Origin of the sequence: Pseudomonas sp. B16120, assembly GCF_044218845.1 — a bacterium.
Lineage (GTDB): Bacteria > Pseudomonadota > Gammaproteobacteria > Pseudomonadales > Pseudomonadaceae > Aquipseudomonas > Aquipseudomonas paracarnis.
On sequence record NZ_CP162588.1, the window covers coordinates 3,707,267 to 3,721,125 of the forward strand.

The 13,859-nt window shown below is 61.5% G+C and carries 13 protein-coding genes; 3 read left to right on the plus strand and 10 right to left on the minus strand.

From position 1 onward, the window contains the following. Positions 1 to 108 precede the first annotated feature (108 nt). A complete protein-coding gene (locus AB4P90_RS17055; RefSeq protein WP_395605174.1) occupies positions 109 to 1,308 on the plus strand; it encodes an NAD(P)/FAD-dependent oxidoreductase in 1,200 nt (399 codons plus the stop codon). A 169-nt stretch (positions 1,309 to 1,477) separates the two neighbouring features. Here the strand turns inward: AB4P90_RS17055 and AB4P90_RS17060 are convergent, their stop codons facing one another. From AB4P90_RS17060 to AB4P90_RS17070, 3 genes are all read right to left on the minus strand, one after another. Beyond that, on the minus strand, positions 1,478 to 2,668 hold the full coding sequence (locus tag AB4P90_RS17060) for a sugar transporter (RefSeq protein WP_014718852.1): 1,191 nt from the start codon (positions 2,666 to 2,668) through the stop codon (positions 1,478 to 1,480). Between the two features lie 112 nt (positions 2,669 to 2,780). Continuing rightward, a complete protein-coding gene (locus AB4P90_RS17065; RefSeq protein WP_038450482.1) occupies positions 2,781 to 3,143 on the minus strand; it encodes a type 1 fimbrial protein in 363 nt (120 codons plus the stop codon). Between the two features lie 87 nt (positions 3,144 to 3,230). Next, complete coding sequence (locus AB4P90_RS17070; protein WP_395605175.1) at positions 3,231 to 4,229, minus strand: bile acid:sodium symporter family protein; 999 nt, start codon at positions 4,227 to 4,229, stop codon at positions 3,231 to 3,233. A gap of 85 nt (positions 4,230 to 4,314) precedes the next feature. Between AB4P90_RS17070 and AB4P90_RS17075 the strand changes: the two genes are divergently transcribed. Continuing rightward, complete coding sequence (locus AB4P90_RS17075) at positions 4,315 to 5,103, plus strand: helix-turn-helix domain-containing protein (RefSeq protein ID WP_014718855.1); 789 nt, start codon at positions 4,315 to 4,317, stop codon at positions 5,101 to 5,103. 93 nt (positions 5,104 to 5,196) lie between these two features. After that, positions 5,197 to 5,628, plus strand: coding sequence for a hypothetical protein (locus AB4P90_RS17080; protein ID WP_020303074.1), 432 nt, complete (start codon positions 5,197 to 5,199; stop codon positions 5,626 to 5,628). A 286-nt stretch (positions 5,629 to 5,914) separates the two neighbouring features. Here the strand turns inward: AB4P90_RS17080 and AB4P90_RS17085 are convergent, their stop codons facing one another. From AB4P90_RS17085 to AB4P90_RS17115, 7 genes are all read right to left on the minus strand, one after another. After that, positions 5,915 to 7,159, minus strand: a complete 1,245-nt coding sequence (locus AB4P90_RS17085) for a zinc-dependent alcohol dehydrogenase (RefSeq protein ID WP_133632836.1) — start codon at positions 7,157 to 7,159, stop codon at positions 5,915 to 5,917. 83 nt (positions 7,160 to 7,242) lie between these two features. Further along, positions 7,243 to 8,361: a carboxylate-amine ligase gene (locus tag AB4P90_RS17090; RefSeq protein ID WP_395605176.1), complete on the minus strand. Its 1,119-nt coding sequence runs from the start codon at positions 8,359 to 8,361 to the stop codon at positions 7,243 to 7,245. 7 nt (positions 8,362 to 8,368) lie between these two features. Continuing rightward, a complete protein-coding gene (locus tag AB4P90_RS17095) occupies positions 8,369 to 9,313 on the minus strand; it encodes a class I SAM-dependent methyltransferase (RefSeq protein ID WP_102666272.1) in 945 nt (314 codons plus the stop codon). 11 nt (positions 9,314 to 9,324) lie between these two features. Continuing rightward, positions 9,325 to 10,704 carry an iron-containing redox enzyme family protein gene (locus tag AB4P90_RS17100; RefSeq protein WP_106111274.1) on the minus strand — a complete coding sequence of 460 codons (1,380 nt, stop codon included), beginning with the start codon at positions 10,702 to 10,704 and terminating at the stop codon, positions 9,325 to 9,327. 295 nt (positions 10,705 to 10,999) lie between these two features. Next, positions 11,000 to 12,742 (minus strand): ABC transporter substrate-binding protein, encoded by a 1,743-nt coding sequence (locus AB4P90_RS17105; RefSeq protein WP_003192009.1) that lies wholly within the window; start codon positions 12,740 to 12,742, stop codon positions 11,000 to 11,002. Between the two features lie 32 nt (positions 12,743 to 12,774). Further along, positions 12,775 to 13,047: a DUF2160 domain-containing protein gene (locus tag AB4P90_RS17110; RefSeq protein WP_014718862.1), complete on the minus strand. Its 273-nt coding sequence runs from the start codon at positions 13,045 to 13,047 to the stop codon at positions 12,775 to 12,777. A gap of 11 nt (positions 13,048 to 13,058) precedes the next feature. Then, on the minus strand, positions 13,059 to 13,859 hold the full coding sequence (locus AB4P90_RS17115; RefSeq protein WP_137271231.1) for a carbohydrate ABC transporter permease: 801 nt from the start codon (positions 13,857 to 13,859) through the stop codon (positions 13,059 to 13,061).

The window sequence follows — 13,859 nt, forward strand, 5'->3', positions numbered from 1 at the left end:
GGCAGAGGCGGCAGTCATCCAGGGTTATCTGTCCTTTCGGACAGGCCCTGCTGCTTTTACAGTGATCCGGCAATGCCTTGCGGCTTACCTGGTCTCTGGAGCAACCCCATGAAACAACATATTCTGATCATCGGCGCTGGGTTTGGTGGCGTGTGGAGCGCCTTGAGCGCCGCTCGGCTATTGGATAAACACGACCGCAACGATGTGCGTATCAGCCTGCTCGCCCCCCAAGCAGAACTGCGTATCCGCCCGCGGTTCTACGAGCCCGATGTGCATACCATGCTGGCCCCGCTTGATGCGCTGTTCGACGCTGTGGGCGTGACCTTTGTGCCAGGCGCCGCCGACAGCATCGACGCCACTAATAAGCAAGTGACCTACCGCAACGCGGCCGGCATCCCGGCCACCCTCAGCTACGACCGCCTGGTAGTGGCTGCCGGCAGCCGCTTGAACCGCCCAGACATGGACGGCATTGCGCATGTGTTCGATGTGGATCAGATCGAAGACGCCGCGCGCCTTGAGGCCCATATCAAGGCCCTCAAAAATCTGCCCGACAGTCCGGCCCGCAATACCGTAGTGGTGGCCGGCGGCGGCTTTACCGGTATCGAGACCGCCACCGAAATGCCGGCGCGCCTGCGTGCGGCACTGGGTGAGACGGCCAACATCCGTGTGATCGTGGTCGACCGCGGGCCGCAGATTGCCGCGTCGATGGGCGATGGCATACGCCCCTCGATCATCGAAGCCAGCCGCGAGCTGGGGATTGAATGGGTACTGAACACCTCGGTCGCCTCGGTGGATGCCGGTGGCGTGACCCTGGCAGATGGGCAGCGGATTGAATCAAGCACCGTGATCTGGACCATCGGCTTTCGCGCCAACCCGCTGACCGAACAGGTTGAGGGCACCCGCGATCCCCAGGGCCGCCTGCACGTGAACGCCCACCTCAAGGTCAAGGGCCAGGCTGCCATCTTCGCCGCTGGCGACGTGGCCTACGCCGCCACAGACGCGCTGGGCAACTTCGCTGCCATGTCCTGCCAGCACGCTATCGCCCTGGGCCGCTACGCCGGCAACAACGTCGCCGCCGATCTGATCGGCGTGGCCCCCATGGCCTACAGCCAACCCAAATACGTGACCTGCCTCGACCTCGGCGCTTGGGGCGCGGTGTACACCGAAGGCTGGGACCGTCAGCTCAAGCTGGTGGGCCAGGAAGCCAAGGAACTCAAACAGCAGATCAATAGCGTGTGGATCTACCCACCGGCGGCGGATAGAGCAGTGGCACTGGCGGCGGCGGATCCGTTGATTCCGGTGGCGTAGGACAGTCAGTTAAGCGAACGCATTGCTCAAGGCAGTGAAGATCAAATGTGGGAGCTGGCTTGCCTGCGAAAGCGGTCGCGCAGCAACAGATGCAGTGGCTGACACACCGCCATCGCAGGCAAGCCAGCTCCCACATTAAGTCTGCAGTTATCCGGTGGATACGGGGCGATCAGCTTGGCATCGGGGCACCACCCTGCCCAAACCGCCGAATCGCCAGGCAATACCCCACCAACGCCAACCCCGCCAGCAAACCGCCCGCCGCGCCGATCCAGGCGAAGCCGAAGTGGCTGCCGACCCAACTGCCCATCAACGCACCACCGCCGATGCCGATGTTGTAGATCCCGGAAAACATCGCCATGGCCACATCGGTGGCGTCCGGTGCCAGCACCAGCACCTTGGACTGCATGGCCAGGCCAAAGCCCATGATCGCCATGCCCCAGAAAATACTCAGCCCCACCAGGTAAGACTCGGCGCCGCTCAACGGCAGCATCAGCGCCAGGCACGCGGCGAGGATAGACACTGCGCCGATCACGAACAGGTGGGGGTTGAGGCGATGCACCAGGCTGAACAACAACGAGCCGATGATGCCAGCACCACCGAACACCAGCAGGATCAGGGTCACGGCACTGCCGCCCAGGCCGGCGACGCCTTCGACGAAGGGTTCGATGTAGCTGTAGGCGGTGAATTGCGCGGTAACGGTCATTGCGGTCAGCACATAGAGCGCCACCAGCGCAGGACGCTTGAACAGCAGCGGCAGACTGCGCAGGGAGCCGGAGTTCTGGCTGGGCAGCAGCGGCAAGGTGCGCCCCAGCCAGAACACCAGGGCGGCGGCGAACGCGGCGATCACCAGGAAGGTAGTGCGCCAGCCCATGGCCTCGCCCAACAGGCGGCCCAAGGGAATGCCCAACACCATCGCCAGGGATGTGCCGGTGGCCAGCAAGCCAAGGGCCTGCACCTGCTTGCCCTCTGGCGCCAGGCGTACAGCCAGCGAAGCCGTGATCGACCAGAACAACGCATGGGCCAGGGCAATGCCGACACGACTGACCATCAGCAAGCCGAAGCTGGTGGCCACGCTAGAGAGAATATGGCTGGCAATAAACAGACCGAACAATACGATCAGCAGCTTGCGCCGTTCGACGTTGCGGGTCAGTAGCATCACCGGCAGCGAGGTCAGCGACACGATCCACGCGTAGATGGTGAGCATCAGGCCGACGCTGGCCACGGGCATATCAAAGCTGGCACCAATGGCGCTGAGCAGCCCGACGGGGACAAATTCGGTGGTATTGAACACAAACGCGGCCAGCGCAAGGGCGATGACCGGTTGCCAATTGGCTTGTGGGGTTGCGGCTGAAAGGCTCATTGACGGGCGCGGTACTCTGACGGTGATCAAGCGGCCACCCAGGACAAGCGCCGCCGCCGAGCATTCTATAGGTTTCTCGCACCGCTGTTGCTGCGGATCGTCGCCCGGCGGCCTACGGCGAAGTCATGGTAATGATGTAGTTGCCTGACTGGATAAGCTTGCCGGCGCTGTCTACCAACACATAGCGCTGATCGTAATAGCGCCCCTTGCCGCTGTCCGCCACCAGCCGCACATGGGGTGCATCGACACTGACAACCGGCACCACACTGCGCACCTCGATTCGGCTGCCACGACTGGATTGGGCACAGCCGCGCAGTTCCATCACCGAACCGCTGCGCGCATTTGTCGCACACCCTGACTCGACAATGGCGCCGCTGAACCTGATGGTGCCCTGCCCCACGGTTTGTGCGGCGCCGCAGGTACTTGCCCACAGCCCCAGAAGGCCAGTCATTACCGCTACACGACGAACGTTCATGCCGACACTCCTTCTTGGGTTAGTTAAGAAGTAAGTCGTCGTCACGCCGGTTAACTTGAGCTTATTTACCCGCGAATGAGAGGTGCATCACGGATCCACCTGCCCCATTAATTCGGGGATGCTCTCCGGCCGCTGGGCATAGCGTTGGGCCAACGCCGCGCAGACCATCAACTGGATCTGGTGAAACAGCATCAACGGCAAAATCAACACGCCCATGCTCGCCCCGGCAAACAGCACCTGCGCCATCGGCACGCCGGTCGCCAGGCTTTTCTTCGAACCACAGAACAAGATGGTGATGCGGTCTTCCTGGTTAAAGCCAAACGCCTTGCCCAGCAGCGTAGACGCCACCAATACCAGGGCCAGCAGCACGCAGCAAGCCACCACCAAGCCGCCCAACTCCCACAGCGGGATCTGGTGCCAGATGCCTTCGTTGACCGCCTCGCTGAAAGCCCCGTAGACCACGAGCAGAATCGAGCCCTGGTCGACGAATTTCAGCCAGGCTTTGTTACGCCCGACCCAGCCACCGATCCATCGGCTGGCAATCTGCCCGGCAATGAACGGCAGCAACAACTGCACGCTGATTTTGACAATCGCATCGACTGTGGAGCCGCCATCCCCATGCACGTTGAGCAGCAGCGCTACCAGCAGCGGCGTCAGGAAGATGCCGAACAGGCTGGACGCCGCCGCGCTGCAGATGGCCGCCGGGATGTTGCCGCGGGCCAGGGAGGTAAAGGCAATCGCCGATTGCACAGTGGCCGGCAAGGCGCAGAGGTAGAGCATGCCCATGTACAGCTCGTTGCCGATCAACGGCGACAGCACTGGCTTGAGCGCCAGGCCCAACAACGGAAATAGTACGAAGGTCAGGCTGAACACCAGCAAATGCAAACGCCAGTGGCCGGCACCGGCGGCGATAGCCTTGCGCGACAGCTTGGCGCCGTGCAGGAAAAACAGCAGCGCGATGGCCAGGTTGGTGACCCAGCCGAACGCCACGGCGGTCTGGCCGCTGGCGGGCAGCAGTGAGGCGAGGATCACGGTGGCGATCAGAGTGAGGGTGAAGTTGTCGGGGAGAAACCGGGGCCGGGTCATAAGCAATTCTTCCAGGGGTTGCCAAGAGCGTCGCGACGACTCTAACGTAACCACCTGTTACCGACTAACGCCAATGAGCCAGTAAATGCCGCCTAAAGGACATGAAAAAGCCGTTCGCCGCAGTGTCCCAGGGCTTTCCAGCCTGCCGAGGCCGGTGTACGGGCGTACTGAATCCTTGCCCAACCGTGCGCTGACGCGACGCCACAGCCACCCGTGGGTGCAGCTGTCCTACGCGATTTCCGGAGTGCTGGAGATCCAGACCAGCGTTGGCCGTTTCGTCGCACCACCGCAGCGCGCGGTGTGGATTCCGGCCGGCATGCCCCATCGGGTGTTCAGTTCACCCCATACGGAAATGCGCAGCTTATACCTCGATTGCAGCGTCACCGCCTGGGCCGCCGAGCGTTGCCAGGTGCTGGAGGTGAGCAGTTTGCTACGCGAGCTGATCCGCAACTTCAGCCAATTGCCGGTGGAATATACCGAGGACGGGCCGGACGGGCGCCTGGCTCAGGTACTGCTCGATCAGCTCGCCGCCGCACCCCAGGTGGATTTGATGTTGCCACTGCCTCACGACCCACGGCTGCGACAGATCTACCGCAGCCTCAACCTGCATCCCGAGCAGCAGACGACGTTGGGCGAGTGGAGCCGAAAGCTGGAGGTGAGTGAAAAGACCCTGAGTCGGGTGTTCCTGAGTGACACCGGGCTGACGTTTCGCGCATGGCGCCAGCGCCTGCGCCTGTTGAGCGCTCTGCCCGCCCTGGAACAAGGCGAGCGGGTGACGGATGTGGCATTGGGGTGTGGCTATGAATCGACCTCAGCCTTTATCAATGCATTTCGTCAGCAGTTCGATTCCACCCCCGGTGAATTCTTCCGCTGACCCTCCCTCACGACGCAAATAATCCCCAAACCGACGCTCGGCTGGTATTGTGCCGCGCTTTGAAACACAGCAACCGACTGCGAGGAATGGACGTTGAACACTGACGAAAAAATGACCGGGGACCTGTTCGAGGTTGATAAGCGCCTGTCACTCAAGCCCGTGGTGGACTTCAACGCCTACCTGCGCAGCGCCTTCGGTGACGGCCCTTGCACCTGCGTGCGCTGCACGGCCAACGGCGGCGATGAAAGCGGTTATGAGTTCCAACACACCTTCACCTTCGACACCAAGCCCCTGCACCGTCGCTTCGCTTCGACGGCGGGCAGTGATGTGTTGATGGCGTTGAAGAAGGCATGGTTGTCGTACACCAAGGCCGAGCTGCCGCTCAGTGGTACGTTGGCGCTGGATACGGTCAAGGAGTTTGTCGAGCCACAGTTGCACAAACGCCTGGCGCCGCTGTTTGTCGCCAGTGGGTTGGTCAAGGATGTCGAAGGCCAATTGCGCATCCAGCCGCAAGCCGCAGCCTGACACCGGTTAATGTGGGAAACACCACTGTCAAAGCAAAGAAAATCCATGTGAGAGCTGGCTTGCCTGCGAAAGCGGTAGTGCAGTCACAGATACAGTGATTGTCACACCGCCTTCGCAGGCAAGCCAGCTCCCACATTGGTCATGCATCGCCCACAAAATCAGCGTCCGGCACAGATCCCCTGTGGGAGCGGGCTTGCCCGCGAAGGCGGTGTGTCACTCACTGAATATTCAACTGAACCACCGCTATTGCAGGCAAGCCAGCTCCCATATTTTCCCGGGTATTGGCCTAGAAGCCGGGAACGCTTTGTACGCGCAACTCAGGGGTCAGTTCGTCCAGCGGCTCGGTCAGCGGCCGGTCGCTCCCACCCGGCAGGAGGATCACCTTGCGGCATTCCTCCTCGGCTTTATCAAACAGCTCATACCCCCGCGCCGCCTGCTCCAGGGGCAGCCGGTGAGTGATGATCGCCTCCGGATGCAGATGCCCCAGCTCGATGTGCTCCAACAACTCCGGTAAGAACCGCTGCACATGGGTCTGGCCCATCTTGAAGGTCAGGCCCTTGTCGAAGGCATCGCCGAACATGAAGCCATGGATAAACCCGGCATACACCCCGGCGACGCTGACCACACCACCGCGACGTACGGCGGCGATGCACTGGCGCAGGGCCTTGCCGCTGCTACCTTCGATCTTGAGGGCAGTGAGCAGGGTTTCTGTAGTGCTGCCCTTGGCCTCGAAACCCACCGCGTCCACCACACCATCGACGCCGCGCATGCCGGCGGTCTGGCGGATGATGGTGTCCGCCGGGTCTTCGTCTTCTTCGAAGTTGATCGGGATCACGCCGTAGGTTTTCTGCGCGTAGGCCAAACGATACGGATGGTCGTCGACCATGAAGATCTGCTCGGCGCCCAACATTTGTGCGCAAGCCGCACTGAGCAGGCCCACCGGCCCGGCGCCATAAATCGCCACACTAGAGCCTTTGCCAATGCCGGCATTGGTCACTGCCTGCCAGGCGGTGGGCAGGATATCGGAGAGGAACAGCACCTTCTCATCCGCCAGGGTGCCGGGCACCTTGAACGGCCCGGTGTTGGCCTTGGGCACCCGCACCCACTCCGCCTGGCCGCCGGGAATGCCGCCATACAGACGGCTGTAGCCGAACAGCGCAGCACCCGGCGGGATGGCTTTTTTATTCAGGATCGCACCGCGCCCATCGTTGGTGGTTTCGCAAGCGGCGAATTGCTGGAGCTGGCAGAAGAAACAATCGCCACAGGCAATCACAAACGGAATCACCACACGGTCGCCGGGTTGCACGGCAGTAACGGCCGGGCCGGTTTCTTCGACGATGCCCATGAACTCATGGCCGAAGATATCGCCGTGCTCCACGGTCGGGATCTTGCCCCGGTACAGGTGCAGGTCCGAGCCACAGATTGCGGTGGCGGTGACCCGCAAAATAATATCGTCGGGTTGTTCAATGATCGGATCGGGCACGGTATCCACCTGCACCTTGTGTGCGCCCTGGTAAGTCATCGCTCGCATGCTCTGCGCTCCTGCCGTTGAGGGGTTACTAATTAAGGACAGAGCAGCCCCTCAGTGTTCCTTCGACGTAGAGCGACACCCGATCAATGGTCGCCGCGCGTCTGGGCCAACAGCAGGTCGACTACCTGGCGCACGCTGGCAATTGCATCGGCGCCGCTGGCCTGGGCCTGGGCGTGCCAGCGCAACTGCTCAGTCGCGCTGTTGCCGCGTTGCAGCAAGGCATCCAAGGTATCGAACAACAGCGGCTCGCCCATGGCCTCTGCGGTGGCGGCAAAGGTCTGTCGGGCGTATTGCAGCCATTGCTCAGCGCTGCCCAGGGTGCCGGTGTCGTCCAACGCAAAGGTACCAGCGGCCCCATAACGCTTGGCCTGCCAGCGATTCTCCTTGAGCAGCCAGCGCGCCTCGGCACTGAAACCAGCGCCAGGACGCTGCATCGCGCAGGCGTGGGTGACCATCACCCGAAACAGCGTGGCGAGGGCCAAGGCGTCCGCCAGCCGTGGGCAGGCGTCGGTCATGCGCAGTTCCAGGGTGGGGTAACGCGCCGCCGGGCGAATGCCCCACCAGCCATTGCCATCGGCCTTGATCGCGCCGATGCGCTGCAAAAGGGCCAGGTAGCGCAGGTACTCGGCCCAGTCGCTAAAGTGCTCCGGCACGCCCATGCGGGGCCACTCGTCGCACGCGGCCTGGCGGTAGCTCATAAAGCCGCTGGGCGCGCCGTCCCAGAAAGGCGATGAGCAACTGAGCAGCAACAACAACGGCAGCCAAGGCGACACCTGGTTCATCACCGCGATACGGTCCAGCGTTTGAGGCACCTGCACATGCACATGCAGCCCGCACAACACACTGCGCCGCGCTACATATTGAATATCGTCGAACAGTTGCCGGAAATGCGCCTGATCGGTCGGCTGTTGCCCACGCCAATCGGCCAGGGGGTGGCTGCCGGCGCACACCGCACCGAGGCCGAACTCAGCCAGGGATTGCGCCAGGTTGCGGCGTACTGCTCGGAAGTAGTCCGCCGCTTCGGCGCTGGAGGTGAACACCGGAGAGGCCGCCTCGATCTGGCCCTGGAACATCTCAAACGAGAAGCCTGCGCCAATCGCTTCGCGGCAGGCTGCCAGCACCGCCGCCGAGGGCTCGCCGACCATCTGGCGGCTGTGCAGGTCGGTGATGAAGTATTCCTCTTCAATGCCAAAGGTGAGCATCGGGTATTCAGCGCAATCGGGTGACAGTCAGTGCGACCACGGCGATGCGCTCCACCTGCTCATAGCCGGGCTTTTCCAGTTCTTCACCGAAAACGTCCGGGTCCAGTTCGCGGTAGGTCCAGCCGTAGGCGTCGCTGCCTAGCAGTGGCTTGACCGCCTCCAGGAAAGGGTCGCTGCCGGCCACCATCGCCACCCCGGTATACAGCAGCAGGCTACCGCCCAGGGCCAGGCGCCCGATGGACTCACTGACGATGCGCAGCGACAACTGCTCCCCCAAGGCGCCGCCGCCATGGCGATAGGCGCGCTGGCGGTCATCTTTCATGTACGGCGGGTTGGCGACGATCAGGTCGAATTCGCCCTCCACACTGGCCAGCACGTCACTGTGGTACACGCTGACGTTATTCAGCGCGGCCAGCTCGGCATTCACCGCGGTCATGCGCAGGGCACGGGGGTTGATATCCACCGCCAGCACCTGGGCGTCATGCCGGGCTTTAGCAATCACCAGCGCGCCGACGCCGGCGCCACAGCCGATGTCCACGGCGCGCTTGAGCGGCTCGAAACGTTGTTGCAGGTAAGCTTCGATTACCTGGGCAAAGCGATAGCTGTCGGGGCCGAAAAACACCGCGTCCGCCTGGTCGGTGGGATAAGGCGAATGGGCGAACAGCAGCTCGTCGAGGCTCGACCATCGCACTGCGCTGCGCCATAGCGCGCCGTGCTTTTCGATCACATCCGCTTGCTGCAATTCTTCACGCAGGGCCTCGGGCAGCAGGCCTTGATCGAACGGCATCGACCAACCGAACACATCGCGCAGCGTCATTGCCAGGGGCGTCGCCAGCCGCCGATAGACACGCTCATGGGTCAAGGGCGTTGGCGTGATAAAGCGATAACCACCCTCCTTCAACCCGCGGCCCAAATTCAACAAGGCACGATCAGCCAGTTGTTGCGCAGACATAGGCACATTCCTTAGCGCAGGCGCGCACGCAGTTGGATAAAGCGGCGAGTGGCATACAGCCCGGCAGGCGTGCAGTGACGGCGGGCCGACAGCCACGGGATCAGCGCATTGAGCTGTTGCTCATCGGGCAAGTTGCACAATGACTCCGCCAGGGCCTGGGTATCAGGATCCGCGGGACGATGCTGCTCGCGGGAAAACCGGCTGCCGCGTCCCGGCCGCACGGGCGGCACGCGTTCGCTGGCAACCCATTCACCCGCAATCCAGTCATGGATCAGTTGTTTTTCATAACCGCTGAACACCCCGAACATCGCGGCGCCAGCGCCCTCGATCAATTGCCAGAAGCGACTGTTGGTGGGGTCCTGGTTGTGCTTGATCCAGCCTTTGTCTTCGAGGGCCTTGAGGAAAGCGCCGATCTGCCCAGGCCGGGCCAGCCATTGGTTGACGGTCTGCCCTTCAAAGCGGCAATAGTCCGAATGCATGTGCTGGCCGAAGGCGCGCTTGCGCTCAAGCATCGCCACCACCTCGTCCTGCAAGTTGAATTGTTTGATGATAGACGTGGTACCCAGGCCCAAATCATTCAGACGGTAGCCTGCCGCCACACGGCGATAGAAGTCTGCCCTGCCCTCGCCCAGCGGCAACAGGTTCAGCACCGATTGTGCAGCTTTGCACGCGTGGCCACTGCTGGCGTTGTCGATGGTGACATGCAGCGTGAAGTAATAAGGGTCGATGCCTAGCTCACTGAGTTCATAGGCGGTGATCAACAGGTGCAGCGGCAGTTGCTCGTAACCCAGGTTGAAGCCAATGACCTCCGGCAGGAACTCGTCGGCGCAAACGCCCAGCGCCAGTTGCAGCGCGCCTTGCAGGTAATGGTCATCCTCAAGGCCGGCGTCGCTGTCGGCATCGTGCTCGCTGAGCAACTTGCGGTAGATCACCACATGGTTCTGCGCAGCTTCACCGTCGCCCAATTCTTCCAGGTAAGTGGTGAGCAGGCCGTCGAAGCGCTGGTCTTGCCAATAGCGCAGCAAGCCATAGAGCCAGGCGCCGTCGACCTGTTTGGTCGGCGCCACGCACTGAAGAAAGTACAAAGCATGGGCCTTGTTTTGGAAATACCGCCGTGGCCCACCGTTTCGACGCTGTTCCAGATAGTCGGCATAGGCCTGGGCCACCTCGGCGCAGCGCTGCTCGACCCAGGCCAGCAGCTGTTCGGGGGCCTCTGGCAAGTCGCAGTCGGTGGCCTCTACCAGGGCCAATTGATCGTGCAGGTATTCACGCGCCAGTTCGGTGGCGTCTTGGGTTTCGCCATGCAGCTGTTGGTAGACCCGTTGATGGCGGCCCTGGGCCGAGTCGGTGAGAGAGGCCGGCTGGCCAGACAGCGCTGTAAGGAGTGTCATGATGGCAGTTTCCGCAAAGTCCGTTACAACGGGCCTCCCACAAGGTGGCCCCGCAAGAGCGCTCAACATCACGCGCTTCTAAAATGCAGAGCCTCGGGGCGTGCGGAAAATTCAAATGAGGTTGGGTTGGGAGGGATAAGCGGTCGTTTGTCAGGGCTCACAAAACCAAAAAATGCCTGTAGGAGCGAGCTTGCTCGCGAAAAACGTCAACGATAACGCGTGCTTCCTGAATAAACGCGGCGTCGGTGAGTTCTTCGCGAGCAAGCTCGCTCCTACAGGGGTTGAGATGGCGCTGTTACTTACGCGCCGCCTCCCACTGCTTGAGCAGGTCGTTGTAGTTCACGGTTTCGCCCTTGGGCTTCTCGTTGGCCAGTTTCGGCTTCGGCGCGCCCGGCTGGTCAAACCAGTATTGCGCGTCACGCTCGGGGTTCATTTTCGGGCCGCACACCGGTTGCACCTTGGAGCGTTCCAGGCGCGTCATGATCGCATCCTGCTCCTTGGCCAGGTTGTCCAGCGCCTGTTGCGGGGTTTTCTCGCCGCTGGCCGCTGCGGCGATGTTGCTCCACCACAGTTGCGCCAGGCGCGGGTAGTCCGGCACGTTGGTGCCCGTCGGGGACCACTCGGTACGGGCCGGGCTGCGGTAGAACTCCACCAGGCCACCGAGTTTGGGCGCCATGTCGGTCATGGCCTGGGAGTTGATATCGGACTCACGAATCGGCGTCAGGCCAACGATGGTTTTCTTCAGCGACACGGTTTTTGAGGTCACGAATTGCGCGTAGAGCCAGGCCGCGAGTTTCTGCTTTTCGGGCGTGGACTTGAGGAAGGTCCAGGAACCTACGTCCTGATAGCCCTTCTTCATGCCCTTTTCCCAATACGGCCCGACTGGGGACGGTGCCATGCGCCATTTCGGCGTACCATCGGCATTCACCACCGGCAGGCCCGGCTTGACCATGTCGGCGGTAAACGCGGTGTACCAGAAGATCTGCTGGGCGATGTTGCCCTGGGACGGCACCGGGCCGGATTCGGAGAAGGTCATGCCCGCCGCTTCCGGTGGCGCGTAGGCTTTCATCCAGTCCACGTATTTCTGCGTGGCGAATACCGCCGCCGGGCCGTTGGTGTCGCCGCCGCGGGTGACGCTGGAGCCCACCGGGTGGCAATCCTCTACACGGATGCCCCACTCGTCCACCGGCAAGCCGTTGGGCAAGCCTTTGTCGCCGCCGCCGGCCATGGAGAACCAGGCATCGGTGAAACGCCATCCCAGGGACGGGTCTTTCTTGCCGTAGTCCATGTGCCCATAAATGCGCTTGCCGTCGATTTCCTTGACGTCTTCGCTGAAGAACTTGGCGATGTCTTCATAAGCCGACCAGTTCACCGGCACGCCCAGGTCGTAGCCGTATTTCTCCTTGAACTTGGCCTTCAGCTCCGGCCGCTCGAACCAGTCGGCGCGGAACCAGTAGAGGTTGGCGAACTGCTGGTCGGGCAACTGGTAGATCTTGCCGTCCGGCGCGGTGGTGAAAGACAGGCCGATAAAGTCCTTGAGGTCCAGGGTGGGCGAGGTGAAATCCTTACCTTCGTTGGCCATCAGGTCGGTGATGGACTCGGTCTTGCCGTAGCGAAAGTGCGTACCGATCAAGTCGGAATCGTTGACCCAGCCGTCATAGATATTCTTGTCGGATTGCATCTGGGTTTGCAGCTTCTCCACCACGTCGCCTTCCTGCAGCAGGTCGTGGGTCAGCTTGATGCCGGTGATTTCACTGAAGGCCTTGGCCAGCACCTTGGATTCGTACTCGTGGGTGGTGAGGGTTTCCGACACCACGTTGATCTTCATCCCACGGAACGGCTCCGACGCCTTGATAAACCACTTCAACTCCTCCAACTGCTGGGCTTCGGTAAGGGTCGAGGGTTTGAACTCGCTGCCGATCCATTTTTTCGCGGCATCTTCATACGCATCAGCCCAGGCCGAAGCGCTCAAACCACTGAGGGCCAGTACGGCGGCCAATGAAATGCTATGTCGCAGCTTATTGTTTTTATTCAACATAGAGACCTCCAGGTTGTTTATTCATAAGGGCATCAGCCCCAACGCATCACACTCAACAGCCAAACAAGGGAGAGCGCGGACGCCACCCAGATACTCCAGTCGGTAACGCCAATGACCAGCAAATGCAGGTAGGCGCTACCGAGAAGACCGATAAACAAGCGATCCCCACGGGTGGTGCTGATCGGCAGCAAACCGCGCCGCGGGATACTCGGCGAACGTAATTCCCAAGTGGTCATGCCCGCCAGAATCAGGGCAATGCCGCCAAAGAACAGCGCAGTGGGGGTGGTCCAGGCCATCCATTCCATCATCGACTCCTCTAGACCCGGCCCAGGGCAAAGCCCTTGGCCACGTGGTTGCGTACAAACCAGATCACCAGCATGCCCGGCAGGATGGTCAACACCCCCGCCGCTGCCAGCACGCCCCAATCAATGCCGGACGCCGACACCGTGCGGGTCATCACCGCTGCGATGGGCTTGGCGTTGACCGAGGTCAGCGTGCGCGCCAGCAGCAGCTCGACCCAGGAAAACATAAAGCAGAAAAACGCCGTAACGCCGATACCGGAGCCAATCAGCGGGATAAAAATCTTCACGAAAAACTTGGGAAAACTATAGCCGTCGATGTAGGCAGTTTCGTCGATTTCCTTGGGTACACCGGACATGAAGCCTTCCAGAATCCATACCGCCAACGGCACGTTGAACAGGCAATGGGCCAAGGCCACGGCGATGTGCGTATCGAACAGGCCAATGGATGAATACAGCTGGAAAAACGGCAGCAGGAACACTGCCGGCGGCGCCATACGGTTGGTGAGCAGCCAGAAGAACAGGTGCTTGTCACCCAGGAAGCGATAGCGCGAAAACGCATAGGCCGCCGGCAGCGCCACGCTCAGGGAGATCACCGTGTTCAGGCTCACGTAGTACAGCGAGTTGAGGTAGCCGGTGTACCAGCTTGGGTCGGTGAAAATCACCTTGTAGTTGGCCAGGGTGAAATCCTGCGGAAACAGGGTCAGGCCGCCGAGGATTTCGGTGTTGCTCTTGAAGGACATGTTCAGCAGCCAGTAGATCGGCACCAGCAGGAACAGGATGTAGATCAGTAATGGAATCAGCTTGCGCTTGGTCAT

Coding starts and splice junctions, on each gene's coding strand:
- AB4P90_RS17055 (WP_395605174.1), top strand. CDS start 109: ATGAAACAACATATTCTGATCATCGGCGCTGGGTTTGGTGGCGTGTGG.
- AB4P90_RS17060 (WP_014718852.1), bottom strand. CDS start 2,668: ATGAGCCTTTCAGCCGCAACCCCACAAGCCAATTGGCAACCGGTCATC.
- AB4P90_RS17065 (WP_038450482.1), bottom strand. CDS start 3,143: ATGAACGTTCGTCGTGTAGCGGTAATGACTGGCCTTCTGGGGCTGTGG.
- AB4P90_RS17070 (WP_395605175.1), bottom strand. CDS start 4,229: ATGACCCGGCCCCGGTTTCTCCCCGACAACTTCACCCTCACTCTGATC.
- AB4P90_RS17075 (WP_014718855.1), top strand. CDS start 4,315: ATGCCGCCTAAAGGACATGAAAAAGCCGTTCGCCGCAGTGTCCCAGGG.
- AB4P90_RS17085 (WP_133632836.1), bottom strand. CDS start 7,159: ATGCGAGCGATGACTTACCAGGGCGCACACAAGGTGCAGGTGGATACC.
- AB4P90_RS17090 (WP_395605176.1), bottom strand. CDS start 8,361: ATGCTCACCTTTGGCATTGAAGAGGAATACTTCATCACCGACCTGCAC.
- AB4P90_RS17095 (WP_102666272.1), bottom strand. CDS start 9,313: ATGTCTGCGCAACAACTGGCTGATCGTGCCTTGTTGAATTTGGGCCGC.
- AB4P90_RS17100 (WP_106111274.1), bottom strand. CDS start 10,704: ATGACACTCCTTACAGCGCTGTCTGGCCAGCCGGCCTCTCTCACCGAC.
- AB4P90_RS17105 (WP_003192009.1), bottom strand. CDS start 12,742: ATGTTGAATAAAAACAATAAGCTGCGACATAGCATTTCATTGGCCGCC.
- AB4P90_RS17110 (WP_014718862.1), bottom strand. CDS start 13,047: ATGGAATGGATGGCCTGGACCACCCCCACTGCGCTGTTCTTTGGCGGC.
- AB4P90_RS17115 (WP_137271231.1), bottom strand. CDS start 13,859: ATGACCAAGCGCAAGCTGATTCCATTACTGATCTACATCCTGTTCCTG.